Origin of the sequence: Methylocystis bryophila, assembly GCF_027925445.1 — a bacterium.
Lineage (GTDB): Bacteria > Pseudomonadota > Alphaproteobacteria > Rhizobiales > Beijerinckiaceae > Methylocystis > Methylocystis bryophila.
This window is the reverse complement of sequence record NZ_AP027149.1, coordinates 355,356-381,160: the sequence shown is the minus strand read 5'-3', so window position 1 is coordinate 381,160 and position 25,805 is coordinate 355,356. Positions and strand designations below refer to the sequence as shown.

The window sequence follows — 25,805 nt, the reverse complement described above, 5'->3', positions numbered from 1 at the left end:
GGCGGAACCCCGGAAAGCAGCGTGATCTAGGCAGCGCGTCACGCCTCCGGCGTCGCGGGCGCGGGCGAGGCGTCGGCGGCGCTTTTGTCGAGAGCCGCGAGCGCGCTCTTCAATAGCGACCGAACATGTTCGGCCGAGCGCGTGTCGAGCATGGTCGGGTTGAGATAGAGATCGAGTCCCGTCATGTTCTCGCTGAAAATTTCCGCTTTCCCGCCATCTGCGTTCAGCATGCCCTCCACCGAATAGGGAATGACGGCGCGGCTGATTCCTTTCATCGTGATCGCGGGCAGGGGGCTGGCGACGACGACGGAGCGCACCAAGGCGAAGGTCTCATAGCTGATGACGATGTGACCGGGTTCGGCCACGGATTGCAGCCGCGCGGCGAGATTGGCCTCGGCGCCGATGACGGTGTAGTCCATTCGATCGGCGCTGCCGAAGTTCCCGACGTTACAGTAGCCCGTGTTGATGCCCATGCGAACGCGAAAAGGCTGCTCTACGCCGGCATTGCGCCACTTGGTGTTGAGCTGGGCCAGTCGATGTTGCATCTCCACGGCCATTCGCAGGCAGGCCCGCGCGTCTTCCGCTTCCCCCTTGCTCTCGGGATCGCCAAAGAAAATCAGCATGGCGTCGCCGATGAATTTGTCGATGGTTCCAGAATATTTCAGGGCAATGCCTGACATTTCTGTGAAGTAGTCGTTGAGCAATGCAGTGATCTGTTCCGGCTGCAATCGCTCAGTGATGGAAGTAAAGTCTTTTATGTCCGAGAAGAATATCGTCAGATTCTTGCGTTCAGTATGAATTGTCGCGTCCTTCTCTCCGCTGAAAATACTCTTGTAGATTTGCGGCGACAAATAATGCGAGATTTTCATCGAGAGCGAGGCGAGGAATTCATTCGCGGTCTCGAGCTCGCGGTTCAAGGCCCGAATGGAGGCGGACTGGCGCAGCTGCAGGGCGATGAACGTAAATCCGGTCGTCGCGACCAGGGCGAAATAAGCCAAGAGATACTTGAACGAGAAGATGTTGGTGGCGATGCGGCTGCTGATCGTCACCTCTTGAATGCCGCGCACGTCGCCGACTTTCCAGTCGCGTTTGGGGCTCTCGGGATGGCTGTTGTGGCAGGCGACGCATGCGGGGGTCATGGTGACCGGAGAGATGAAGCGCACGCGGTCGGTCAGAAACGACGTCGACGCCTCCGTCACCGGATGGGTGTCGCCGGACCGGAACTGCGACAGCGCGCCCTTCTCGAAATCGTCGAGCACATGCGGAGTCCGGTTTTGAAAGGGGAAATCCGAAACAAAGCGATAGGCGATATTCTGTTGTTTCCCGCCGATGATGTTGCCGAGCTCTAGCGACAATGTCGCCGGGATCGGAATGGCTCCCGGAACGGCCTCGTAATTATGCGCCACGCGCGTTTGTCCGGGCCCGGCGAGCACGCGGCCGACGACATTTGTCGCATAATATGCGCGCACGCCCGAGATGATGGAATTCAGATCGCTGGCCTGCCGAAGCAGCATGGCTTCCGACAGCCGCGTGAGGTCTAGCCACACGGCGAGGGGCAGGCCCACGAGCAGCAAGGGAACGAGAAGAAGGAACACGCGCCCGCCCGCGCCTGAGCGACCGACCGGAACCCTCGCCATGCGTTCTCCTCAAACCGCGATCAGCAGCGCCGCCAGATGGCGCGATTCTTCCACCAGCATGTTGTAGGCGCGAACAGCGGCGCCGGTCGCCATCGTCTCGCAGCCGACGCCCGCCGCCCGAAGCCTCGAGCGCAAGGCCGCGGAAAGCGGTCTGAGTGTTTCGCCCGTTCCCACGATCAGGAGATCGACATGTTCGGCGATCGCAAGATCGAGCGTCGCGGCGTCGATCTCCTCGGCGCTCGTCAAAGGCAAAGCGCGAACCCCGGCGGGCGACGCGAACACCGAGCCGCGATGCGACATGCCGGCAAAGCGGAAGCCGCCATTTCCATAGTCGTCGATCTTGTGCAGTCCCGGAACGAAGCCCGCGCCCTGCGTCATGACTTGGCGGCGCCGGACTTCGAACGCTTGGGCGCGCTTTTGCCGCCGCTCTTTTTCGGAGTCGACGCTTTGACGGGGGCGGCCAGCGAAGGCAGCGTCTGGCCGGCTTCGTCTGCGGCGCCGGAAGGGAGCGCCGCGTTCGCGCCTCCGCCCTCTATGGCTCCCTCGCCGCGCCCCTCGCCGCGTCCCTCGTTGCGGAGCCCGAGGTAGATCAGCATCGGCGAGCAGATGAACACCGAGGAATAGGTCGCGACGACAAGGCCCCAGATCATCGCAAGCGAGAAGGAGCGGATGACTTGGCCGCCGAAGATCGCGAGCGACAGCAACGCAAGGAGAACCGTCGTCGCCGTCATGATCGTGCGCGGCAGCACCGCATTGATCGACATGTCGATGATCTGCGCGGTCGGCATCTTCTTATATTTGCGCATCATCTCGCGGATGCGGTCGAGCACGACGACCGTCTCGTTCAGCGAGTAGCCGACGATGGTGAGGATCGCGGCGATCGAGGTGGTGTTGAACTCGAGCTGCGTCAGCGCGAAGAATCCGAACGTGAGCAGGAGATCGTGCATCGTCGCGATGACAGCGCTCACGGCAAACTGCCACTCGAACCGGAACCACAGATAGCCGAGCACGGCGATGATCGCCAGCACGACGCCGAGCGTGCCCGACTGCACCAGCTCGCCCGAGACACGGGGGCCGACGACCTCGATGCGACGCACGTCATAGTCGCTTTCGACCGCCGCGCGCACGCGATCCACCGCCGCCTGCTGCGCCGCGTCGCCTCCGGGCTGCGAGCCAAAACGAAGCGTGGCGTCGGCGGGATTGCCAAAGGCCTGCACCTCCACGTCGCCGAGCTTCAGCTTCTCGGCGATGGCGCGCAGCGTGCCGACCTCGGCTGAGCCGCCCTTGGCGCGCAGCTCCATGACGGTGCCGCCCGCGAAATCGATGCCGAAGTTCAAGTGAATGAAGACGAACAGCAGCACCGCGACGATCGAAAGGGCCGCCGACATCGGATAGCTCACGCGGCGAAACCGCATGAAGCCGAAATGGGTGTTCTCGGGAGCGAGACGCAGGAGCTTCATCTGTGCGTCTCCTATATCGGCAGCCGCGTCGGGCGCGCGCGGCGATACCAGAGGGCGATCATCATGCGCGTCATCGTCACGGCGGTGACGACCGTCGTCAGAATGCCGAGCGCGAGCGACACGGCGAAGCCGCGCACCGGACCCGAGCCAAGAAAGTAAAGGATCGCCGCGGCGACGAACATCGTCACATTGGAGTCGATGATTGTCGCGAAGGCGCGGTTGAAGCCCGCGTCGAGCGAGGCGAGAATCGAGCGTCCGGCATGCGATTCCTCGCGAATGCGCTCGTAGATCAGCACGTTCGAATCGACCGCCATGCCGATCGTCAGCACGATCCCGGCGATGCCCGGCAGCGTCAGCGTCGAGCGCAGCAGCACGAGGCCCGCGAAGATCATCGCGATATGCACAAAGAGCGCGAAATTCGCGAAGACGCCGAAGATTCCGTAGGTGATCAGCATGTAGACGACGACAAGCGCCGCGCCGACGTAAGCCGCCCGCTTGCCGGCGTCGATCGAGTCCTGACCGAGGCCGGGACCGACCGTGCGCTCTTCGACGATGTTGAGCTTGGCGGGCAGCGCGCCCGCGCGCAGCAGGATCGCGAGATTATTGGCTTGCTCGGTGGTGAACCGGCCGGTGATCTGACCCGAGCCGCCGGTGATGGGCCCGAGAATGCGTGGCGCCGAGATCACCTTATTGTCGAGCACGATCGCAAACAGGCGCCCGACGTTCTTCGACGTGACCTCGCCAAACTTCAGCGCGCCGCGTGTGTTGAAACGGAAATTGACGACCGGCTCGCCGCCGCGCTGGTCGAAGCTCATTTGCGCGTCGGTCAAATCCTCGCCCTGCACCATGACTTGCTTCTCGATGGAGATTTTGCCGGGCTGATCGGTCTGCTCGAGCTCCTCGGTCTCGCCCGCGGCCTGGCCGGGATCGGCGACGAGCCGGAACTCCAGCTTCGCGGTCTGGCCGAGCACCTCCTTCAATTGTTGCGGGTCTTGCAGGCCGGGCACCTGCACGATGATCCGGTCGTCGCCCTGGCGCTGAATGCTCGGCTCTCGCGTGCCGAGCTCGTCGACGCGCTTACGAACGACCTCGATCGACTGGTCGACCGCGGCGCGCACCTTCTGATTGAGCCCCGCTTCGGTCAGGCTGATGCGAATGACGCCGTCGCCCGCATCCTCGACGTCAAGCGCCGGGGGGCCGCCCATCTCGGAGGAATAATGCCGGCTCAAGGCCTTGAGCTTCGGCAGGAGCTTCTCGCGATCGGCCGCCTCCGGCACGCGGATCTGCACGCCGCGCGCCGTCTGGCCGACGCCTCCGGTGATCGCGATCTTCTCCTCTCGCAGCAAGCGGCGCACGTCATCGCGCAAATTGCCGGCCTGAGTGTGCAGCACGGAGCTGCGATCGACCTCGAGCATCAGATAGGAGCCGCCCTGGAGATCGAGGCCGAGCACGATTTGCGGCGGCGTCAGCCAAGGGGGCAAGACAGAGGCGAGCTGCTCGTAGTGAGAGGGCGAGAGCATGCTCGGGATGACGACGGCGAGCGCCACGAGGGTCATGCCGATGATCGAGACGATCTTCCAGGTGGCGAAACGCAGCATTGCTTGCTCTGGGGCTTATGACAAAGATGAAGAGCGAGGAAGCGTCAGCTCTCGGCGGCGGGCGGCGCGTCCTTGGCGGGTTTCGCCGCCGGCGCCGCGTCCTTGACGGCCTTCGCCGCCGGCGCCGCAGCCCTCGAGGGCTTCGCGCCTGGCGCCGCGTCCTTCGCGGGTTTGGCCAGCGGCGGCGCCTCCTTCACCGGCTCGCCGCGCGACCTGACCTCGCTGATCGCTGAAAGCAGCGCGCGCAGCTTGAGGTTCGGACCCGGTTCGAACTCGAATTCGGCGTCATCGACGACCTTGGTCACCCTGCCGATGAAGCCGTTCACGACGACGATGTCGCCTCGGCGCACATTGCGCAGTTGGGATTCGGCTTCCTTCTGCTTGCGTTGCTGCGGGCGGATAACGATGATGTAGACGATGCCGATGATGACGAGAAATGGGACGATCTGCGCGAAAAGATCGGCAAACCCCGGCATCTCCAGCTGACCTGAGGGCGCCGCCGAGGGAGTTGCGGTCCCCGTCTTGGTCGGGGGAGCAGATGATGTGGCGGGCGCCGCCGCTTGGTCAGCCTTGACGGTCGTGGCGGGCGCGGAAGGCGTCGCCGCAGGAGACTCCGCTGCCGGCGCGGGCGCAGCCGGCGCCGCCGACCCAGGCGCAGCTTCGGCCGGGGAAGGGGCTGGCTGTTCGGTTTGAGCCATGGCGTCCGATATCAGCTTCATTTCACATCTCGTCTGGAGGGCCCGCCAATAGGCTCCGCACGGCGTGGGCCGGGTCGGCGCGAAGCGGCGCGGAATATAGCCGCTCGACTTGCGAAAGCAATGGCGGGCCGAAGAGCGGGGCGCTCTTCGGCTTCTAAACTGTTTGCGCGGCTGGCCCTGCGGCCTATCTTTTGGGTGGCGACGACAGCTTTTTTTCGAGCGCGCGGGAAAGCGGAGAGGCGGTTTTGCAAGACTTCTGCCTGATCGAGACGCTGCTCTGGACGAGAGAGGAAGGCTTCTTCCTCCTTCCCGAGCATTTTCGCCGCTTGGGCGCTTCGGCCTCAGCGCTTGGCTTCGCCTTCGACGAGCCTCGCCTGAGAACAGCGCTCGAAGCGGTCGTCCAGCCCGCCGCGTCGCAGCGGCTGCGCATCCGTCTGACCTTGGCGCGGGAGGGCGCGCATGAGATCAGCGTCGAGCCGACTGACCCGATCGCGGCGGAAACCCTTTGGCGCGTCGCCCTCGCCAAGCGTCGCTTTTCTTCCCTGGAGCCGATGCTGCGTCACAAGACCACGCGGCGCGAAATCTATGAGGAAGAGCTGTCCCGCTCGGGGGCCGACGAAGTGCTCTTCCTCAACGAGCGCGATGAGGTCTGCGAAGGCGCGCGAACCAATGTGTTTCTCGAGCGAGGCGAGCTTCTGCTCACGCCGCCCCTCGCGAGCGGGCTCCTGCCTGGAACGCTGCGCGCGCGGCTCCTCGCCGAGGGCAAAGCCCGCGAGGACTATCTTGCGCTCGAGGATTTCGAAGACAAATCGTTTTTCATGGGCAATTCGGTGCGAGGCCTCGTGAGGGCGAGGCTCGCTTGATCCATTGCCCCACAGCTTTGCGAGGCGAGAGCGGATCGTTTGCGCGTAAGGCGCCCTCTCGTCGCAGGCTTTTGCCGCGCGCTCGCGAGGCGAAGGCGCACGCATGATGACGATTCTGTGATGCTCCGGTGACTCAAGCGCTGCTAGAGCGCGATGCGAAAAAGTGGAAACCGGTTTTTCGCGCCAATCGCGCTCTAAACTTTTAGAATCGATCACGTTTTCTGCGTTCAGGCGATTTCGCCTGAACGCAGCGTGATCTAGCGGATTGTCTTTTCTGACCCGGAACTATTGCCTCAAGGGATTGTAAGGGTGGAACCCGGACCCTATCATCTCCCTGCGGCCCGAGCGCCGCTTAAGGTTGTGGCCCAAATGCACGGGGGACAGTATGAGCTGGCTGAAGGCGATCGTCGGTGGAGTCATCGGCGCCGAGGCGTTGAATCTCGTCAAGGACTACATCGAAAAGCAGGGAGGCATTGAAGCCGTCGTCAAGAACTTCCAGGCCTCAGGCTTCGGTCGTCAGGTCGACTCTTGGGTCTCCACCGGAAAGAACGAGGCGATTAGCGCCATTGAGGTCGGCCAAGCGGTCGGAGTCAGCAAGCTGAAGGAGCTCGCACAGGCGACGGGCGTCGACTTCGATAAGGCTCGCGACCTCCTGGCGGAATATCTTCCGATCGCGATCGACAAGGCGACGCCGGAAGGCAAGGTGCCTCCTACGGATCAGGAAACGAAAAAGTCGTCTTACTGATCGACGCGGATTCGACATGTCGCCGCCGGTCATAGCCGGCGGCCTCCACCCCGGCTCTGTCGCTACGCGAATAGGGGATACTCAGGCTTGTAGACGTGGCTGCGAATGAAGGCGACCATGTCGCTTGGCCGGGGCGTTCGCGCCAGCCCCGAATCGAACACGAGCTGCGCCACGCGCGCCGCGGTTTGAATTTCCGTCTCCAGAATATTCGCCTGCGGCGGATAAAGCATCCCTTGCTTCAACAGATCCGGTCCGACCTGATCCGCCACGGCTGCCGCGGCCTCAATGAACATCTCATCGGTCACTCTCGACGCCTGGGTGGCGAAAATCGCCATCCCAACCGCGGGGAAAATGTAGAAATTATTCGCCTGCCCCGGCAAGAATGTCTGGCCATTGAAGTGGACCGGCGGAAACTGAACGCCTGCCGCATAGATCGCCTTGCCCTTCGACCACATATAGGCCTGCTGAGGCGTGCACTCTGCGTGCTCGGTCGGATTTGAAAGCGCGAGGATCACGGGGCGCTCATTGATGCGCGACATCGCCTCAATCACGTCTTGCGTGAACGCCCCGCCGATGGTGCTCACCCCGATGATCGTCGAAGGCTTTATGCTTTCCACCGCCGCCACGAAGTCGCGCGTGGGCGCGTGCTTGTGGGCGTAGGGCTTTTGAAAATCGACGAGGTCGGTCCGGCTCGACTCCAGTAATCCATTGACGTCGAACATATGCACTCGGGACTGAGCGTCCTGCAGCGTCATGCCCTGCGCCACCAAAGCGGAACACAGCAGGTTCGCAAGGCCGACGCCCGCCGAGCCGGCGCCCAGGAACAGATATGTTTCGTCTTTGAGCCGTGTTCCCTTGATCTTTGTCGCATTGATCATCCCGGCAAGCGTGATGCCCGCGGTGCCCTGCACATCGTCATTGTAGACGCAATATTTTTGGCGGTAGCGCTCGAGCAGATGAATGGCGTCGACCCCGGTCCAGTCTTCGAAGTGGATGCAGCACTTCGGAAAGACCTCCTGCACGGCCTCGACGAATTCGTCGACGAAGGAGAACAGCTCCTCGGTCGGCGGGCGCGCTTTGCGCATGCCGAGATAGAGAGGGTCGTTGAGATATTCTTGGTTGTTCGTGCCGGCGTCCAGATACATCGGCAGGAGGTATTGCGGCGGCACGCCGGCGCAGGCCGTGTAGAGCTGCAGCTTGCCAATCGGGATGCCCGCGCCATTGGCGCCGAGATCGCCGAGACCCAGAATACGGCCGCCATCGGTCACGCAGATGAAGCGAATGTCCTTTTGCGGCCAGTTGCGGAGCACCTCCTTCACTCGGCCGCGTCGCGAGATCGAGAGATACATGCCTCTTGTTTGACGATAGATGTGTCCGAACTTGAGGCACGCTTCGCCAATCGTGGGGTCATAGACGATGGGCAGGAAGCGCGCCGGATCGGACATGATCGTCCGATAGAACAACGTTTCATTGTGATCGAGCAGATTGACCAAGTAGATGTAGCGGTCGAGGTCCGTGGACTTGTGACCGAGCTGCATCATGACCCGCCGAAGCTGCAAATCCATCGTTTCGTTGACGTCAGGCGTGAGACCGACAATGCCGAGAGCTTCCTTCTCGGCCTCGCTAAAGGCGGTCGACTTGTTGAGCACAGGGTCGTGAAGCAGGTCCATGCCACGCTTGGCCGTTGTCATCGCGCTTGTCCTTTGCCGCTTGCGGTCCGCCGGCGCTCAAGCCGAATTTTCGCCCGTCGAGGAGCCGGCCACATAGGGTCTTACCATCTTCTTCGGGTCGACGACCCGATCGAATTCCGCCTCGCTGACAAAACCCAGCTCCAGGGCGGCCGCCTTCAAGGAAAGATCCTTCTCCATCGCATGATGCGCGATCTTGGACGCTTTGTCGTAGCCGATGACGGGAGACAGGGCCGTCACCAGCATCAAGGAGCGCTCCACATATTCGTTAATCTTCTTCAGATTAGGCTTTGTCCCGTCGATCAGGAATTTCTGGAAATTTGCGCAGCCATCCGCGAGAATGCGTATCGATTTGCAGATGTTGAAAATCATGAGCGGCTTGTAAACGTTCATTTCGAGGTAGCCGCCCGCGCCTCCAAAACCGACGGCGACATCATTCGCCATCACCTGGACGGCGATCATCGTCAGCGCTTCGCATTGGGTCGGGTTGACTTTGCCCGGCATGATCGACGAGCCAGGTTCATTCGCTGGGATATCCAGCTCCGCAAATCCGGCGCGCGGTCCGCATGACATCAGGCGAATGTCGTTCGCGATCTTATAGAGCGACACCGCCAGCGTTCGCAGCGTGCCGGATAGTTGGACCAGCGCATCATGCGCGCCCTGCACGGCGAATTTGTTCGGCGCGGTGACGAAGGGCAAGCCGCTCAACCGGGCGATTTCCGCTGCGGCGGCCTCGGCAAAACCCGGCGCCGAGTTGATGCCCGTGCCGACGGCGGTGCCGCCGAGCGCCAGCCGATAAACGCCCGTCAGCGCCGCGTCGATGCGGTCGAGATTGTCGGTGAGCATTCCGGCATATCCCGACCACTCCTGCCCCAAGGTCAGCGGAGTCGCGTCCTGCATATGCGTGCGGCCGATCTTGACGATGTCTTGCCAGCTCTGCGCCTTCTCGCCGATGGCGTCGCGCAAAGCGGCGACGGAGGGAATGAGACGACTATTCACGCCGACGGCGGCCGCAATGCACATGGCGGACGGAAACGAATCGTTGGAGGATTGGGCCATATTGACGTGGTCGTTCGGATGAACGGGATCGTGGCTTCCGAGCGGCGTTTGAGCAATCTGGCAGCAGCGATTGGAAATCACCTCATTGACGTTCATGTTGAACTGCGTGCCGCTGCCGGTCATCCAGACATGCAGCGGAAACATCTCATGATGGCGTCCCGCCAAAATCTCGTCGCACGCCTGCACGATCAGTTGATAACGGCGATCGTCGAGCCGCTTGTCGGCATGGTTGGCGCCTGCGGCCGCCTTCTTCAGGATGGCGTAGGCCGTGATCATCTCGCGGGGAATCAGATCGTCGCCGATGCTGAAGTGCTCGAGCGAGCGCTGAGTCTGCGCGCCCCAGAGCTTGTCCGCGGGAACCTCCACGACGCCAAGGCTGTCGGTTTCGCGCCGCACATCCGTCATTGGGCTCTCCACCGGGCCGGGGGCCGAGCATACGCTATTCGTCACGCGCGTCCAATCTAACTAGAGGGGCGATTCCGCCTTAGCACAGTGTGATCTGGGCGCGGGGCTGCGCCGAAGATCGCGCAAAATCTCTGGCTCAGCGATTTCCTCCGGACTCGCGCAGATCCCGTTCCGTCGAAGCCAGGCGCCGACTCGAGGCTCGGCGGTTGCGAGCGCAAATGGGATCGCGACGACATAACCGAGCGTGAGCGGCGTCGACCACAAGGCCAGCGACGGCGCCAGCGCTCCCGCAGCCCCGAGAACTGCGGCGCCGAAGGCGAGATGCGGCCACAGGGCGGCAGTGGTCTCGCGAAGGCCGAGACCCCGCGCGTCGCGCGCCTGGCCCGGCCAGCCGATCGTGCGATCGAAGGCGAGGCCGGCTAGGAAGAGGGTCTCGCTGAAGCTTGTCACCGCGCCGATGATGAATGAGCTCGCAATCTCGATTCCGGCGCCGATCCAAAAGCGCCCGGCGCCGCCGTAGCGTGAGAGCCCGTCCCGGGCAAGCGCGGCATCGATGAGACCAGCGATCTTCGGCGCGAGATGGAAAAAGAGGAACGTCAGATAAAGGGCCTTGAGCGACCCCGTCGGAAGGGCCGAAACGTCTTCGACGGCTGGCAGCAGCGCCGCCAGAGCCATGACGGCCGTGGAGGCTGGCGCGCCGATGAACATGCTGATCGCCCAGACGAGCTGAAATCGGCTCATGGGCTCGAGGTCTGGCAAGGCGAGCAGCCTCACATATTGCATATTGCCCTGGCACCAGCGGAGCTCGCGACGCAGGAAGTCGATGAGGGTGGGCGGGTTTTCCTCGAAGCTTCCGCATTCGACCGGCAGGACGCGGACCTCGAAACCCGCGCGACGCATGAGCGCCGCCTCGATCTGATCATGCGAGAGGATGTGCCGATCGCCTTCCAGCTTCGGCAGCACGCAATGTTGCGAGAAGGGCGCAACGCGCACGAGCGCATTATGTCCCCAAAAAGGGCCGCAGTCGCCAGCCCACCATGTCGCCCCCATCGTGTAGCTGCGCATGCCCTGGCGCATTCCGAACTGGAAGATGCGCGCGAAGGCCGAGTTCGAGGGCGCGCCGAGAACGAGCGTTTGCAAGATTCCGATGCGCTCATGCGCCTCGCCGATCTGAACGAGCTTGATCATCGTCTCGCCGTCCATCAGGCTGTCGGCGTCGAGCGGGATCATGAAGTCATAGGCGCCGCCCCAGCGCTCGAGGAAGTCGCGGATGTTTCCGGCCTTATAGCCTTCGTTGCTCGCGCGGCGGCGATAGTGGAGGCGCTCCGAGTCCTCGGGCTCCTCATCGCGCCAACGGTGGACCTCAGCTTCTTCTTCGGAGGCGATTCGAGAATCGGACGTGTCGCTCAGCACGAAGAAATCAAAGCGGCTTGCAAATCCCGCCGAAGCCAAGCTCGCCCGCATCGCGCGAAGACGTCGGAAAGCGCGGCTTGGATCTTCATTGCGAAGCGTCAGCAGCAATGCGGTTCGGCTCGTGAGCGGCGCGTTCGATAAAGCGGCTGCCGCGAAGGGAGCCGCCGCCGCGAGCCCGTTGCGATCGAACCGCAACAGCCAAAGGCCTAGGGCCGCGTTGCAGACGCCGAGCACGCTCCAGGGCGCGGCGATCGCGAAGGAGATGAGGATCGCGACGCGCAGAAAGGTCCAACCGCCGGCGTTGAGAATGGCGGCGAGCCAGAGAAGCCATGTCAGATAGACGAGCCCGCTCAGGGCCGCCACGAAAAGGCGACGGCGCTGGAGCTCGGCCAGGCTCTGCAACCCCGCCGGCGTCATGGGCGGAGTGCGGCCATGCATAAGAATTTGCTATTTGAGGCGTTGGAAAAAGTCTAGCGTCTGCGTAATTTGTTTTCGCGATCGCCCGTCGCGGGCGAAAACGGGAAAGCGCGGCGTCCATGAATTCCGACCCAGCCCAGGCGACGACCGCGCGCGCGCTCTGGTATGAAGCGCCGCAATCCGCGGGTTTGCGTCTTGAGGCCCTTCCCCAGCCAGGACCCGCGGAGGCGCGCGTCGCGACGCGCTGGAGCGCGCTCAGCCGAGGCACCGAGCGGCTGATCTTTGAAGGTCGGGTTCCCGTCTCGGAACGTCAGCGCATGCGCGGGCCGTTCCAGCAAGGCGATTTCCCTTTTCCAGTGAAATACGGCTATTGCGCCGCCGGCGTTGTCGAAGCCGGTCCGCCAGACTGGCTCGGGAAGGAGGTTTTCTGCCTTCACCCGCATCAAGACCGTTTTGTCGCCCCCCTCGCGGCGCTTCGCCCTGTTCCCAGCGCAACGCCGCTGCGTCGCGCGCCGCTCGCCGCCAATATGGAGACCGCCCTCAATGCGCTTTGGGACTCGGGCGCGGGACCGGGCGACCGCATCGTCATCGTCGGCGCCGGCGTCCTTGGCTTGCTCATCGCTTATCTCGCCGCACGGCTGCCCGGCTCGGAGCCGCTCGTCATCGACAAGGAGGCGGCGCGCCAAGACATCGCGACGGCCTTCGGCGCAAGCTTTCAGCTCGCCGGGGAATTCGAGCCCGAGGCTGTCGAAGCCGATGTCGTTTTCCATGCGAGCGCCACGGCGGGAGGCCTTGCCCTCGCTCTCGCCTCGGCCGGCTTCGAGGCGAAAGTCGTCGAGACGAGCTGGCACGGCGAAGGTGATACGCCGACGCCGCTGGGCGGCGCCTTTCACGCCAAGCGCCTGCAGCTGATTTCCTCTCAAGTCGGGCAGCTGTCGCCGTCGCGCCGCCCGCGCTGGACATATGCGCGGCGCCTCGACAAGGCCCTGGAGCTGCTCGCCGATCCGCTTCTCGACGCGTTGATTAGCGAGGAGGTCGACCTCGAAGCGACGCCGCGAGAGCTGCCGCGTCTGCTGGGAGCTGGCGCGCGGGGCCTCGCGACGCTGATCCGCTATTGATAAAATCCTGTCGCCAATGCGAGCGAATTCTTGAATAGAACATGCTGAACGCGCTCAAAAGCTTGGAGGGAAGCGCCGTGTACGCCGTCGAAGTTCGTGACCACATCATGATCGCCCATAGTTTTCGCGGAGAGCTGTTCGGGCCGGCGCAGCGGCTGCACGGTGCGACCTTCGTCGTCGATGTGGCCTTCTTTCGGGAAAGCCTGACCGAAGACGCCGTCGTCGTCGACATTGGCCGCGCCCATGCGGCGCTGAAGAGCGTTTTGGAGCCGCTGAACTACCGCAACCTCGACGAGATCGAAGCCTTCGCGGGGAAGCAGACGACGACGGAGTTTCTCTCGCGCCACATCTTCGACGCGATGGCGGCGGCCGCGCGTTCCGGCGCGCTCGGCCCCGGCGGCGAGGGCATCGCCCGCATCCGCGTGACGCTGCATGAATCACATGTGGCCCGCGCCTGGTTTGAAGACTCTCTGTGACGCGTCTCATCTTCGCGATACCGGGCGAGCTCGAGACTCGCAGCGGCGGTTATGAGTATGACCGCCGCCTGCTGGCCGCGCTCCCCGCCGTCGGTGTCGAGGCGATCCACTGCGCTCTGCCCGGAAGCTTTCCCGACCCGCGCGAAGCCGACGTCCTTCAGAGCCTGGAAGCGATCGCGCGCCTGCATCGCGATGGCGACGCGGTTCTCATCGACGGGCTCGCCTATGGCGCCTTTCCCGCGGCCGCGCTCAGACGCCTCCCGTCGCCGCTGATCGCGCTCTGTCACCACCCGCTCTGCTTGGAGACGGGCCTCGACGCCGAGCGCGCGGCGCGACTGCGTGAGAGCGAAACCCACGCGCTCGCCTTCGCCGCGCGCGTCATCGTCACGAGCCGCCATACAGGGGCGCTGCTGACGCGCGAATTTTCCGTCACCGCCGAAAAAATCGCCGTCGCGCCCCCCGGCGTCGATCCCGCCCCGCGCGCGCGGGGCTCCGCGGGCGCCCCGACGCTGCTCGCCGTCGGCGCGATCATTCCGCGCAAGGCTTTCGATCTGCTCATAGAGGCGCTCTCGCCACTCGCCGACCTCGAATGGCGCTTGCGCATCGTCGGCAGCGCCGAGGCTTCGCCCGCCACGACAGCCGCCTTGCGCGCGCTCATCGAGGCGAAGCGCCTGGGGTCGCGCATCGAGCTTATGGGCGAGCTCGGGCCGGACCCGCTCGCCCGCGCTTTCGACGAGGCCGACCTCTTCGTCTCCGCGTCTCTCTATGAGGGCTATGGCATGGCGCTCGCGCAGGCGCTCGTCCGCGGCTTGCCGATCGTCGCGACGACAGGCGGCGCAGCCGCGGAGACGGTCCCCGATGCGGCGGCCCTCAAGCTTCCGCCGGGCGATGCGGCCGAGCTGACGCGCGCCTTGCGGCGGGCGATCGGCGATAAGACGCTGCGCGCGGGACTAGCAGAAGCTTCCTGGCGCGCCGGGCAAGCCTTGCCCCGATGGGAGGACACGGCCGACATCGTCGCGCGCGTGGTGGACAATTCCGGCAGGGGCCTCGCGTGAGCGGCTTCTCCGCCGACTGGCTTGCGCTGCGAGAGAGCGCCGATCATGCGGCGCGCAATCGCCGGCTGGTTGACCTCGTCGCGGCGCGTTTCGCCGATCTCGATCATGTCGGAGTTCTTGATCTCGCTTGCGGGACGGGCTCCAATTTGAGAGCGCAGGCGCCTCATCTGCCTGCCCGCCAGCGCTGGCGGCTCGTCGACCATGATCCGCAGCTCCTGGACGCCGCCCGCGCCGCGCTCATCGCTTGGGCGGACCGCGTCGAGCGCCAAACGCCGTTGACGCTGCTCCGCGCGGACAGACGGCTGGAGATCGTTTTCGATCGCAGCGATTTAGCGCGCTTCGATCGAAATCTTCTGGCGCCGGACCTCGACCTCGTCACCGGCGCCGCCTTCTTCGACCTGGTCTCGGCGCCCTGGATCGAAGATTTCTGCGCGGCGCTCGCGGAGCGCCGTCTGCCGCTTTACGCCGTCTTGTCTTACGACGGCCGCGAGCGCTGGTCGCCCACTCACGGCGCGGACGATGAATTGCTCGCGGCATTCCTCGCGGATCAACGGCGAGACAAAGGATTCGGCCCCGCGGCAGGACCCGGCGCCGCCGCGCTGCTACAGGACGCGCTCGAAAGACGGGGCTATGACGTAGAGACGGCGCCAAGTCCCTGGCGCCTCGGGCCTGCCGAGAAAGATCTCATCCGCGCCCTCGCCGAGGGCTCCGCGCAGGCCGTGGCGGAAACGGGCCGCGTTCCGGCCCCGGTCGTCTCGGATTGGCGCGCCTCGCGTTGCCGCGCGGAAAGCTGCGAGATTGGTCACGTCGATCTTTTTGCGCAAAGGCGGAATTGAGCGCGTCCCGATCGCGTGGAACACGCGATCGAAAAGGACGTGGTTCGCTTAGAGCAGGTCACGGAAAAGTGCGAAGCGGTTTATCGCGCCTTGGGCGGCGCCCTCTCGTCACGCTACCGAGCGGCGCAACCCGGAGAGCGCCATCAGAATCGCCAGGGACAACAGGCTCAACCAGCCTTCGCCGGGTTTGGGACCAGGCGCGGCGACCGTCGGCAAATTATCAGCGTTCAAGGTGAAGGTGTTCGAGCCGATTACGTCTCCGACCGGGAAGGTATCGCCGACGCCGTCAACGCCCGCGCCGATGATCGTGCGTCCGTCGAGGTTGGGCAACGCGAAGTTCGTTACACCGTTGCCGCCGTATTGCGTGCCGATGACGGCAAATAGCGCCGGGTCCTGCACGATGGAGAGAAGCTGACCGTCGGCGAAGGCCCATCCGCTCGGCGCGAAATTGCCGGCAAAGAGCGAGATTTCACCGATCGTCGGGATGTTGCCGGGGGCGAAACCGTTGCCGCTCGGGCTGGGGAAAATCCCGTTGATCGAGACGATGTAATGCAAGCCGAGCGAGGGGCCGACATTGTTCACCGGCACGGCGCCATGGCCGGGAAGGTTGCTGGTTTGGAGCGCTGTCGACTGTTCCCCGAAGACCTGGCCGAGCGCGACACCCCCGCCGACGCCGACGGCGCTGCGACCGACGAGATTTGGCAGAGCGAAAGTCGATGTTCCATTTCCGCCATAAGTTGTCCCCAGCAAGCTGAACAGCGCCGGGTTCTGCTGGATGGAGAGGATTTGGCCGTTGGCGACCGCCCAGCCGCCGGGAGTGTAGTTCCCGGTAAAATAGGCGACCTGACCGAGGAAGCCCGTGGAGGCGCTCGATCCGCCGCTCGTGGGGAAGCCGCCGTTGACGGCGATCAGCGGCGTCAAAGGCAGAGAGGGCTGGCGATTATCGAAAGGCTGCGCGCCGCCAGGATTGCTCGGCAGATTTGACGCGTTGAACGTGATCGTCGCGGAGCCGGAGGGAAGGCCGAGCGGTGGGCTCGAGAAGTCGGGCCCCGCGCCGACGATCGTGCGCCCCTGCAGGTTGGGGAGCGCGAAGCTTTGGACGCCGTCGCCGCCGTAAGCATTCCCCATGATGCTAAACGGCTGTTGATAGGCGCTTATTGGCAGCAGCGCACCGTTCGCGAGCGTCGTTGCGGCGGTCGAGAAGTTTCCCGCGAAGGAAGTCACGAAGCCGATGACGCCCCCCTGTGCGCCTCCGACCGGAGGTCGAACAGGGTATGCGCCTTGAAGCTGCACGAGCTCGGTGACGGCGAGCGAAGGCTGGTAGTTGTCGACTGGGGCGGAGCCCGCGAGGGCTGCTGGAGAAGAAGCGAGAAGGATGACTGTCGCAGAGAGGATACGAATGTTTTTCATGACGCCGCTCCAATAATATCGCCGCCTGCCTTGGCGCCCTCTCCGCTCAACGGAATCCTTTGAGCGATAGGAAGTCGCACCGGAATCAAGAAGCTGGAACGAATTCTGATCGCAAAAGTCTCTCAATTTTTGCGGAATTCGCTTTAATACACCTACAAATTGCCACATATGCTCGAATTTTGCCAGACCCTGCGCCGCAGCGGCGATGTCAAGTTCAGGACCCTGTAGGGTGTTTTGGGCGATACGGGTTGGATGAGAATAAGCTCCAAATCGGAAACTTGGAGCCTGTCCTGTCAGGAAAACCGCTTCGCGCTTTTCGGCTTCATGCGCGTTTCCCTCAGCCCTTCCTCCTGAAAGCGGCCGGCAGCATGCGCCAGATCAAATCGTCGCGCAGGACGAAGGCGTGGCGCAACGCGCCGGCGACATGCAGCGCCAGGAGGCCGGCGATGAGAAACGCGCAGGCCTCGTGAATATCGAACAGTGTCTCGGACAAGGGCTTGTTCTTGGCCAGGAGGCGCGGCAGCTCAGCGACGCCGAAGAACGACGGACCCAGACCAAAGGCCGACAAGCCGAGCCAGCCGATCACGGGCGTGACGAGCAGCAGCGCATAGAGCGCGTAATGAACGGCCGTCGAAGCGCGGCGCTCCACGGGCGTGAGGTTGTAATAGGGCGCAGGCCGCAAGCGCCAGCGCGTCACGGCGCGCAAGATCATCAGGGCGAGCAGGGTGACGCCGAAGGATTCGTGAAGGACGAAGAGGCGATCCTGAAGAGGACCCGGCTTGAGATCGGTCATGATCAAGCCGACGGGAATGAGGCCAATGACGATGAAGGCCGCCGTCCAATGCAGCGCCTTCGCGAGCGATGAATATTCGCGTCCCGTTTCTCTCAAGGGGGCCTCCTCAGCAGCTGCGCTGACGGCAACAGGAAAAATCGCAGTCGAAGAGGACGTCTCCGCCGTCCAGGAGATGGGTCTGGACCCGCGGTCTCAGCGCGCTCGCAAGCGTTCCGATGGGCGAGAGCTCCAGGCCGTTTCGTCCCGAGCCGATGATCATCGGCGCCACCAGCAAATGCAGGCGGTCGAGAAGGCCCGCTTCGATGAAGGCCGCGAGCGTCCGCGCGCCGCCTTCGACCAACAGGCGCGTCAAGCCTCTCGCAAACAGCGCCTCCACGATCGCTGCGGGAGGAATGAGTCCCTCGCGCCTTTCGAGACGAATGATCTCCGCTGCGGCGCAGGCGGGCTCGCTCGCGCCCGTGACGAGGATGCGGCGCGCGCCGTCCTCCGCGAGCCAATTGCCCCTCGCGTCGAGTCTTCCGCTGGGATCGATCACGACTCGCGCGGGACTGACGCCTTTAACCGCGCGAACCGAAAGGCGTGGATCGTCGGCGATAATGGTGCCGGCGCCAACGATCACCGCATCGACATGAGCCCTGATCCGATGCAGATGGACAAGCGCGGAGTCGCCGCTGATGCCGCGCGACTCTCCGCTCACCGTCGCGATGCGGCCATCGAGCGACTGTCCGAGCTGGCCAACGACGAAGGGTCGATCGGGCGAGGCCTCCCGAAAAGGCGCAAAGACGTCCGTCGCCGGCGAAGCGGGTCCCGGCCAGCCGCCTCCAAGCGCGATCGTGTCGACCCGCATTCCTTGCCCTCCGCGGCCCCCAAAGGTTCCTGGCCAACATATATATCGCGCTCAGGCGACAGAGGCGAGCAGAGCGACGCGCTCTAAACTTCAAGAATTGATCACGTTTCCCTTTCAGGCGATTCCGCCTGAACGCTGCGTGATCTCGCCGCCCTCGCGCGCGATTTCGCGCCAGCCGATGTCGCGCCGGCAAAAGCCTTCGGGCCAGCGAATGCGATCCACTGCCTCGTAAGCGCGCGCGCGCGCCTGCGTGACCGTGCCCGCGAGCCCGGTCACATTGAGAACGCGGCCGCCCGCCGACACGAGACGCGTCCCGTCGCGGCGCGTTCCGGCGTGGGTCACGACGACGTCGGACAAGGCTTCCGCGTCTTCCAAGCCTTCGATCGTCGTCCCCGTCTTGGGCGTTCCGGGGTAGCCTTCGGCGGCGAGAACCACGGTCAAGGCGGCGCGCGACGAGAAACGCGGCGCCAGCGCGGGGAGGGCGCCTTGGGCGCAGGCCAGCATCAGCGCCAGAAGATCGTCCTCCAGCCGCGGCAGGATGACCTGCGCCTCGGGATCGCCGAAGCGGCAATTATATTCAATGAGCTTCGGCCCCTCTTTCGTCAGCATCAATCCGGCGTAGAGCACGCCGCGATAAGGCGCCCCCATCGCCTGCATCGCTCGAAGCGTCGGTTCGACGATGCGCGCCATGACCTCCGCCTCGAGCGCCTCGGTCAGCGCGCGCGCAGGAGAATAGGCTCCCATGCCGCCGGTGTTCGGGCCGGTGTCACCCTCGCCGACGCGCTTATGATCCTGCGCCGAGGAGAAGGGGAGCGCCCGCGTTCCATCGCAGAGTGCGAAGAAGGAGACTTCCTCGCCTTCGAGGAATTCCTCGATGACGACGCTCGCGCCGACCCCGATGGCAAACAGCGCCCTCAAGGCCGCCGCGGCCTCCTCGTCTGTTTGAGCCACGACGACGCCCTTGCCGGCGGCGAGCCCGTCAGCCTTGAGGACAATCGGCGCACGCTTGGCGCCGAGATAGGCGAGCGCGGATTCCTCGTCATCGAAGCGCGCATAGTCCGCCGTCGGAATATTTGCGGCGCGGCAAAGGTCCTTTGTGAAGCCCTTCGAGCCTTCGAGCCTCGCGGCGAGCCGGCTCGGGCCGAAGGCCAGGATATTCGCCTCGTTCAGCGCATCCACGAGGCCCTCGACGAGCGGCTGCTCGGGCCCGACGACGACGAGGCCGATGTCATGCAGGCGGCAAAAGTCGATAACGGCGCGATGGTCCTTGGGGTTAAGCGCGACGTTCTCGGCGATAGCGGTCGTTCCCGGATTGCCGGGCGCGACGAAAAGGCGATCGAGTTTCGGGCTCTTGAGGAGCGCGTTGGCGATGGCGTGCTCGCGACCGCCCGACCCGATCAACAACGCCTTCATTCTTCCCCCCCGAGCCCTCGTAGAATCCTGCCGCAACGCATATATTTTGGGCGGCCCGAAAACAACTTGGCGGCCCGAGCCGCATTTGGCTGCAAAAAAAACGCAAAGCCGCTACAAATCCGGCGAGCCCGACCTCTCGGGGAGAAACGTGCTGATGCCCTCATTCCGACGGCTGCTAACGCCGCTCGTGACGCTGCTCTGTCTCGTCGTCCTCGCCGCCGCCGCCAAGCCGCGAACGCCCTCCGCCGACAAGTCGCGCACGCCCGCTGCTGACAAGCTGCCGGCCAACGCGCTGCGCTTCGAGCTCGACGCCGGCCGGATCCTGGTCGCCGCGAGCTTCCGCACGCCCGATGGCGGGACACGTCGCGCGCTCGCCTGGTTCAACATGGGCATGCAGGCGCCGATCCTCACGAAGGGGCTTTATGCCGAGCTCGGTATCGGCGCTGGTCAGCCCATGCGTCTTCTGATCGGCGCCGCCGAGATCGAAGCCAACCCGAAAAGCGTGCGCGACGATGGCGACAGCACGGACTTTTTCGCCTTTCCCCAATATTTCGGTCCGCACAAGGTCGAGGCGATGCTGCCGGCAAGCCTCTTTCTCAACTATCGGCTCACGCTGAACTACCAGACGCGCACCCTGTCGCTCGAATCGGCGGAGGGTCGGCCGCCACAAGGGACGGAGGTTCCTTTTGCGCTGAATCCGGAAACGGGGCTCGCCGCCGTCGACGTCTCCGTCGACGGGCGCTCCTACCCCTTCGTGATCGACGCCGGCAGCGGCTTTAGCTGGATGCGCGGCAGCGTGCTCAGTCCCTGGCTTGCGGCGCATCCCGACTGGCGCCGGGCCGATGGCGCCATGGGCGCGGCGAACTACAACATGCTGGACTTCAATTTCGAGAAGCGGGGCACGGTTGCGCGGATTCCGTCGATCCGGCTCGGCGCGCTCGAGATCAAGGATGTCGGCGTGCTCGGCTCCGCGCCCTATCTGGCGGGCTGGGTCGACGTTCTGACGGGCGACCTTTTTTGGGACAAATGGCAAAAGTCAGCGCCCGGCCCGGTCGTGGGCTGGCTCGGGGCCAATGTGCTGGAACGATACGCGCTGACGCTCGATTACCCCAACCGCATCTCCTATTGGCGCGCCCTTTCCGGTCCCGACACAAGGGATCTCGACAGCGTGGCGCTGACGCTCGTTCGCAAGGACGCCCGCTATATCGTCGGCGGCCTGCCGAAGGCGGGAGACCAGCCGCCGACTGAAGGCGTCGAGGTCGGCGACGAGCTCGTCGCGGTCGGCCAGCTTGCGGCCACGGGCGCGCCGCGCGGCGCGGTGCTCGCCGCGCTGCACGGCAAACCCGGGGATAAACGGCGCCTGACGTTTTCGCGCGGCGGCGCGGTGCGCGAGGTGGAGTTGCCCATCATCGACATGCATTGACGCTCCAATCAAAGCTCAGGTCATGTCCTGACCGGATACCGCTCGGCGCATTTCCGTGACATGCTCCGAATCACGCTGCGTTCAGGCGGGCGCCCGAACGCGGAAAACGTGATCGCGCTCTGAGGCCTGCGCATGCGCGCATCGTCGATATCGCCCGACAACGAGCCTTGCGATACGGCAGGGGAAAGGCCGCGCAAGATCATTCATATCGACATGGACGCCTTCTATGCGTCGGTCGAGCAGCGCGACAATCCCGCGTTGCGCGGCAAGCCTGTCGCGGTGGGCGGCGCGGGCGGTCGCGGCGTGGTCGCCGCGGCGAGCTATGAGGCGCGCGCGTTCGGCGTGCGCTCGGCCATGCCTTCCGTCACGGCGCGGCGGAAATGTCCGCAGCTTCTGTTCGTGCCGCCGCGTTTCGAGGTCTATCGCCAAGTCTCGCGGCAGATCCGGGCGATCTTCGCCGAGCACACGCCGCTCATCGAGCCCCTGTCGCTCGACGAGGCCTATCTCGACGTGACCGAGAATCTCAAAGGCGTCGCTTCGGCGACGCGCCTCGCGGAGGAGATCCGCGCGAAGATCCGCGCCGAGACCGGACTCACCGCTTCGGCGGGCGTCTCCTACAACAAGTTCCTCGCCAAGATCGCCTCGGATTATCGTAAGCCCGACGGGCTCTTCGTCATCACGCCGCAGATGGGGCCAGGCTTCGTCGAGGCGCTCGAGATCGGCCGTTTTCACGGGATCGGCCCCGTGACCCGCGCCAAGATGAATAAGCTCGGGGTCTCCACGGGCAAGGATCTGCGCGCCCAGTCCCTCGAGTTCCTCGAGCGCCATTTCGGCAAGGCCGGCGCTTATTTTTATTCCATCGCGCGCGGGATTGACGCGCGCCCGGTGCGCCCCGACCGCGTCCGCAAATCCTTGGGGGCGGAGAGGACCTTCGCCGAGGATCTCTTCACCTTGGATGCGGCGCAGGCGGCGCTCGCGCCAATCCTCGAGAAAGTCTGGCGCGCCAGCGAAAGCGCCGGACTCGCGGCGCGAACTATCACGCTCAAGGTGAAGTTCGCGGATTTTCGCCAGATCACGCGCGCCCGCACCTGCGCCGCACGGCTGCAGAACCGACAGGAACTCGAAGCCGTCGTCTGCAACCTGCTGGCTAGCGCGTTTCCCGCTCGAACGGAATCGTTCGAGCGATTAGGAATCGCGCCAAGTGAGAAGCTTAGAGCATGTCCTGACCGGAAAACCGCTTCGCACTTTTCCGGGACAGGCTCTACGGTCGTCCTCGCGCCGAAAGGCGTCCGGCTGCTCGGCCTGACGCTTTCCTCCTTCGACGCCCCCGCGTCAATAGCGGAAGCTTCGCAGTTGGCTCTCGATCTGACGCTTGCCCCGCCGCAATCAGGGCCTGGTCGAATAGGCGCTGAAATCAATCAATTTGCCAGGGATTCCGGCCGCGCCGTTCGATGAGCGAGCGACCGAGGGCGCGGACGGCCTTATTTGGCCGCCTTGAAAACTCGCGCCTGGTGCGATGCGCGGCCGCCTTTGGCTCCCGCTTTGGCGGCAAGCGTGGGGTCCTTCGAGAACGAACGATTGGCCGAAGCTACGGATTGACCGCCTTTTCGGCCCGCCCGGGCGGCGAGGTCGGAACTTTGGGAGAAGCTGCGCGTTTCGGGCGGCACGCTCTTCCCGCCCAAGCGGGCGATTTCGCGTTGCTTCTCCGGGTCCATCGAGGCGAAGCCGCGTTTGCATTTCATCCCGTTTTCCATGACACTGATTCCATCTGTCAAAAGCCGATGGGAAATAACAACGCTTTCGCTTCCGAGCCGCAACTGTGGAAACCACGTGGATTTTGACGTTTATCTCGCCTCACGCTTCTGGCCGAGCGCAAAGCGCAGCGGCGAGCCGTCGATCGAAATGTCCCGGGCGTTACGGCGCAGCTCGCGCGAGAGCCAAATTTGAGCCATAATGCTAAGGCCTCGTCCGAGCGAGTTCTGGAGACGAGAGCCGTAAGAGGCGTTGGCGCGAAAATGCTTATGAACGATGGAATCGGATCGGCGTCGCGCCGCGGAGCCTCGAGGCGCGAGGCCGATCGAGCAACGCGAACAGCCGCGCACGGCGTTCTCGGATGACGGCCTTCACCAGCGGGCGCCTGGGTCTTCCGGCGTCGGGCTTGGCTCGGGTGTCGCTCGGCGAAGAGCCGCCCATCGAGGCCGACGGCCGCAAGCACAGTGAGGACGACCGACGCCGCGTCTCAATTCGCTGGCTCCTCGGCACCGTTCTGACCGGTTTCTCCGGCGGGCTGCTGATCGCCTCCGCCGCCTATTCCGCGCTCGATCAGCAGACGCATTTCGCCGAGGCCCCGACCAAAGCTCAGATCGCCCATAAGGACGAGCGGGAAAGCCAACAGACGGTCAATCCCAAGAAAGGCGACCGATTGCTGCGCGCGGTGGACGTGGTCGCGGCCAAGCAGTCGTTCAAGACCGCGACAACGGTCAGGGCCGGCGACAAGGAAGTCATCCGCACGAAGCAATTCACTCATATTTCGACGACCTTGACGCCGACCTCGACGCAGTTCGCGGACGAGGTCCCCGTCTTCAATCCCTTGAAGTTGAACGCCGATCCGCGTCACGGATCCGAGAATCTCACCGAGTCGGATATCGCGCCCGACGAGGCGGAGGTTTCCTTCAGCACGCGCGATTTCAGCCTTCCTGCGGGCCAGCGACAAAGCGCTGAGCTGAGCACGGAGGAAGCGCAGGCGCAGGTCGTGGAGCAATCGAAATCCACCGTCGCCGCGGGCGCGGGCGGCGGGGGCAACCCTGTTCCGCCACAACTGCTCGGGCAATTGCTGCTGTCGCGCACGAGCCGCGCCGCTGGCCCGCTGGCGCTGTCCTATGCGGCTCCCGGCGACGCCCCGACGACGCTGTCGGACCCCTTCTCGGCGATACAGGTGCGCATGGTCGCCGAGAACGTGACCGTGGCGCCGCGAGACACCGCTCAGCCGACACAGATGGAGGAAAAGCTCGTCATCGCCAGGCGCGGCGAGGGGCTCGCCGATGTGCTCGCAGCCAATGGCGTCCCAAAGCCTCGTATCGCCGCTGTGGTCGCAGCCTATAAAGGACATCGCGGCGAGCCCGTGCGCGAAGGGCAACGGGTGAAATTGTTGTTTGCGGATTTTGAGGGCGCGGCCGCGGAAATGAAGCTGGCGCGGGTTTCTGTCTACAACGACGACACCCTCGAATCCATGGTCGCCGCCACCGATCGAGGAAGCTTCATGCTGGTTCCGACGACGGCGGAAGCCGGCGTCACCGGCAAGAAGAAGCGAGCGGCGCGCGGCGCGGAAGACGAGGAGGACGAGAGCGAAGATCAGGGCGGCATGCGCCTTTACAACTCGCTTTACGAAACCGCGCTCAAGCAGGAGACGCCGCGGCCGATCATCGCCGAGCTGATCCAGATTTTCGCGAATGATGTCGATCTGCAGCGCGGCGTGCAGCCCGGCGACACGCTCGATCTCTTCTATGACGAGGGAGAGGAGGGCGGACACGACACGTTGCTTTACGCCTCTCTCACGACACGCGGCGAAACTTGGCGCTACTATCGCTTCCAGACGCAGGACGATGGGATCGTCGATTTCTACGACGAGAATGGCCGCTCGAGCCGTAAATTCCTGATTCGCAAGCCGATCGCCACGGGCGAGACCCGGTCCGGTTTCGGCATGCGTCGCCACCCGATCCTCGGCTATTACAAGATGCACACCGGCGTGGACTGGGCGGCCCCGATCGGCACGCCCATCGTCGCCGCCGGCAATGGCGTCATCATCAAGGCGCAATGGGATTCGGGCTATGGGCGGCGCATCGAGGTCCAGCACGCCAACGGCTACATCACGACCTACAACCACTTGTCCGGCTTCGCGCGCCATGTAGCCGAGGGCACGCGCGTCAAACAGGGCCAGGTCGTCGGCTTTCTTGGCTCATCAGGCCTCTCGACCGGTCCGCATCTGCATTACGAAGTTATGGTCAACGGTCATTTCGTGGACCCGATGCGCGTCAAGCTCGCGCGCACGCGCGAATTCGACGGCAGGCTCCTCGGCGAGTTCAAGCGCGAGCGCGAGCGCATCGACGGCCTTATGGCCAAGGCGCCCAACAATTTGAAAGAGGCCTCGCGCAAGTGAGGACCTCCGCGAGAGGGTGACGCCTGCACTCGCAAGCCTCGACGTCAGAATCGAAGCTTCACGCCTGTAAACACCGAAGCGCCGTTGCCGGGATAGAAGGCCTGCGGGTTGCCCATTCGAAACCACTCGGCAGCTTTTCCCGGCCTGCACGCCGATGAGGGCGTAGCCCGGCGCCCTTAGGCATAGAGGTTCCTGTTCCAGATCTGAGCGATCTTCACCACGTCGCCCGCGCCACCAGCTGTGGGCTGCGCGCCTTGGTGGAAGGGGAGGTGAGCGGCGCGGCGGCCGATAGTGC

At 64.3% G+C, this 25,805-nt stretch carries 20 protein-coding genes and 2 pseudogenes; 9 read left to right on the top strand and 13 right to left on the bottom strand.

Translation table 11 applies throughout. From position 1 onward, the window contains the following. Positions 1–38: 38 nt before the first annotated feature. Genes QMG80_RS01750 through yajC form a run of 5 tightly spaced genes read right to left on the bottom strand, consistent with a single transcriptional unit; the run spans position 39 to position 5,414 of the window. Positions 39–1,637, bottom strand: a complete 1,599-nt coding sequence (locus tag QMG80_RS01750; protein ID WP_085771253.1) for an adenylate/guanylate cyclase domain-containing protein — start codon at positions 1,635–1,637, stop codon at positions 39–41. Between the two features lie 9 nt (positions 1,638–1,646). Continuing rightward, positions 1,647–2,015 (bottom strand): Mth938-like domain-containing protein, encoded by a 369-nt coding sequence (locus tag QMG80_RS01745; RefSeq protein WP_085771252.1) that lies wholly within the window; start codon positions 2,013–2,015, stop codon positions 1,647–1,649. Then, positions 2,012–3,097: a protein translocase subunit SecF gene (gene secF, locus QMG80_RS01740; protein ID WP_085771251.1), complete on the bottom strand. Its 1,086-nt coding sequence runs from the start codon at positions 3,095–3,097 to the stop codon at positions 2,012–2,014. The genes QMG80_RS01745 and secF overlap by 4 nt, the downstream gene beginning before the upstream one ends. Before the next feature lie 11 nt (positions 3,098–3,108). Continuing rightward, positions 3,109–4,695: a protein translocase subunit SecD gene (gene secD / locus QMG80_RS01735; RefSeq protein ID WP_085771250.1), complete on the bottom strand. Its 1,587-nt coding sequence runs from the start codon at positions 4,693–4,695 to the stop codon at positions 3,109–3,111. 44 nt (positions 4,696–4,739) lie between these two features. Next, the gene (yajC, locus tag QMG80_RS01730) at positions 4,740–5,414 is read right to left on the bottom strand and encodes a preprotein translocase subunit YajC (RefSeq protein WP_085771249.1); all 675 of its coding nucleotides are present in this window, start codon (positions 5,412–5,414) and stop codon (positions 4,740–4,742) included. A gap of 224 nt (positions 5,415–5,638) precedes the next feature. Here yajC and QMG80_RS01725 point away from each other — a divergent pair, with 224 nt between their 5' ends. Beyond that, positions 5,639–6,256, top strand: coding sequence for an aminotransferase class IV family protein (locus tag QMG80_RS01725; RefSeq protein ID WP_085773610.1), 618 nt, complete (start codon positions 5,639–5,641; stop codon positions 6,254–6,256). 385 nt (positions 6,257–6,641) lie between these two features. Next, positions 6,642–7,001, top strand: coding sequence for a YidB family protein (locus tag QMG80_RS01720; RefSeq protein WP_085771248.1), 360 nt, complete (start codon positions 6,642–6,644; stop codon positions 6,999–7,001). Positions 7,002–7,063: 62 nt separating this feature from the next. Here the strand turns inward: QMG80_RS01720 and QMG80_RS01715 are convergent. The 3 genes and pseudogenes from QMG80_RS01715 to mdoH form a co-directional block, all read right to left on the bottom strand. Further along, positions 7,064–8,701 (bottom strand): annotated as a pseudogene (locus QMG80_RS01715) (NAD-dependent malic enzyme); the annotation flags it as partial. A 27-nt stretch (positions 8,702–8,728) separates the two neighbouring features. Beyond that, complete coding sequence (gene fumC / locus QMG80_RS01710) at positions 8,729–10,153, bottom strand: class II fumarate hydratase (protein ID WP_085771246.1); 1,425 nt, start codon at positions 10,151–10,153, stop codon at positions 8,729–8,731. Between the two features lie 60 nt (positions 10,154–10,213). Further along, positions 10,214–12,004 (bottom strand): glucans biosynthesis glucosyltransferase MdoH, encoded by a 1,791-nt coding sequence (mdoH, locus tag QMG80_RS01705; protein WP_085771245.1) that lies wholly within the window; start codon positions 12,002–12,004, stop codon positions 10,214–10,216. Positions 12,005–12,102: 98 nt separating this feature from the next. Between mdoH and QMG80_RS01700 the strand changes: the two genes are divergently transcribed. The 4 genes from QMG80_RS01700 to QMG80_RS01685 all read left to right on the top strand — a co-directional run bounded on the left by QMG80_RS01700 (position 12,103) and on the right by QMG80_RS01685 (position 15,468). Then, positions 12,103–13,101 (top strand): zinc-dependent alcohol dehydrogenase, encoded by a 999-nt coding sequence (locus tag QMG80_RS01700; RefSeq protein ID WP_085771244.1) that lies wholly within the window; start codon positions 12,103–12,105, stop codon positions 13,099–13,101. Positions 13,102–13,178: 77 nt separating this feature from the next. Beyond that, positions 13,179–13,577, top strand: coding sequence for a 6-pyruvoyl trahydropterin synthase family protein (locus QMG80_RS01695; RefSeq protein ID WP_085773609.1), 399 nt, complete (start codon positions 13,179–13,181; stop codon positions 13,575–13,577). Further along, a complete protein-coding gene (locus QMG80_RS01690; protein WP_085771243.1) occupies positions 13,574–14,632 on the top strand; it encodes a glycosyltransferase family 4 protein in 1,059 nt (352 codons plus the stop codon). Before QMG80_RS01695 ends, QMG80_RS01690 begins: the two co-directional genes overlap by 4 nt. Beyond that, entirely contained in the window at positions 14,629–15,468 is an 840-nt protein-coding gene (locus QMG80_RS01685) for an SAM-dependent methyltransferase (RefSeq protein WP_085771242.1), read from the top strand. The genes QMG80_RS01690 and QMG80_RS01685 overlap by 4 nt, the downstream gene beginning before the upstream one ends. A 108-nt stretch (positions 15,469–15,576) precedes the next feature. Here QMG80_RS01685 and QMG80_RS01680 read toward each other — a convergent pair whose 3' ends face one another. The 4 genes from QMG80_RS01680 to purD form a co-directional block, all read right to left on the bottom strand. Further along, positions 15,577–16,878 carry a phage tail protein gene (locus QMG80_RS01680; RefSeq protein WP_199769046.1) on the bottom strand — a complete coding sequence of 434 codons (1,302 nt, stop codon included), beginning with the start codon at positions 16,876–16,878 and terminating at the stop codon, positions 15,577–15,579. A 337-nt stretch (positions 16,879–17,215) separates the two neighbouring features. After that, positions 17,216–17,767, bottom strand: a complete 552-nt coding sequence (locus QMG80_RS01675) for a cytochrome b (protein ID WP_158658674.1) — start codon at positions 17,765–17,767, stop codon at positions 17,216–17,218. Between the two features lie 10 nt (positions 17,768–17,777). Continuing rightward, the gene (locus QMG80_RS01670; protein WP_085771239.1) at positions 17,778–18,518 is read right to left on the bottom strand and encodes a RibD family protein; all 741 of its coding nucleotides are present in this window, start codon (positions 18,516–18,518) and stop codon (positions 17,778–17,780) included. A gap of 114 nt (positions 18,519–18,632) precedes the next feature. Beyond that, entirely contained in the window at positions 18,633–19,931 is a 1,299-nt protein-coding gene (gene purD, locus QMG80_RS01665; protein ID WP_085771238.1) for a phosphoribosylamine--glycine ligase, read from the bottom strand. 85 nt (positions 19,932–20,016) lie between these two features. Between purD and QMG80_RS01660 the strand changes: the two genes are divergently transcribed. Next, positions 20,017–21,354: a peptide-binding protein gene (locus QMG80_RS01660; RefSeq protein WP_102938074.1), complete on the top strand. Its 1,338-nt coding sequence runs from the start codon at positions 20,017–20,019 to the stop codon at positions 21,352–21,354. A gap of 132 nt (positions 21,355–21,486) precedes the next feature. Further along, positions 21,487–22,557 (top strand): annotated as a pseudogene (gene dinB, locus QMG80_RS01655) (DNA polymerase IV); the annotation flags it as partial. A 278-nt stretch (positions 22,558–22,835) separates the two neighbouring features. Here the strand turns inward: dinB and QMG80_RS01650 are convergent. Next, positions 22,836–23,096, bottom strand: coding sequence for a con-10 family general stress protein (locus QMG80_RS01650; RefSeq protein WP_245300155.1), 261 nt, complete (start codon positions 23,094–23,096; stop codon positions 22,836–22,838). A gap of 371 nt (positions 23,097–23,467) precedes the next feature. On the opposite strand from QMG80_RS01650, the gene QMG80_RS01645 reads away from it, so the two are divergent. Beyond that, positions 23,468–25,510 carry a M23 family metallopeptidase gene (locus QMG80_RS01645; RefSeq protein WP_085771234.1) on the top strand — a complete coding sequence of 681 codons (2,043 nt, stop codon included), beginning with the start codon at positions 23,468–23,470 and terminating at the stop codon, positions 25,508–25,510. The last annotated feature ends 295 nt before the right edge of the window (positions 25,511–25,805 follow it).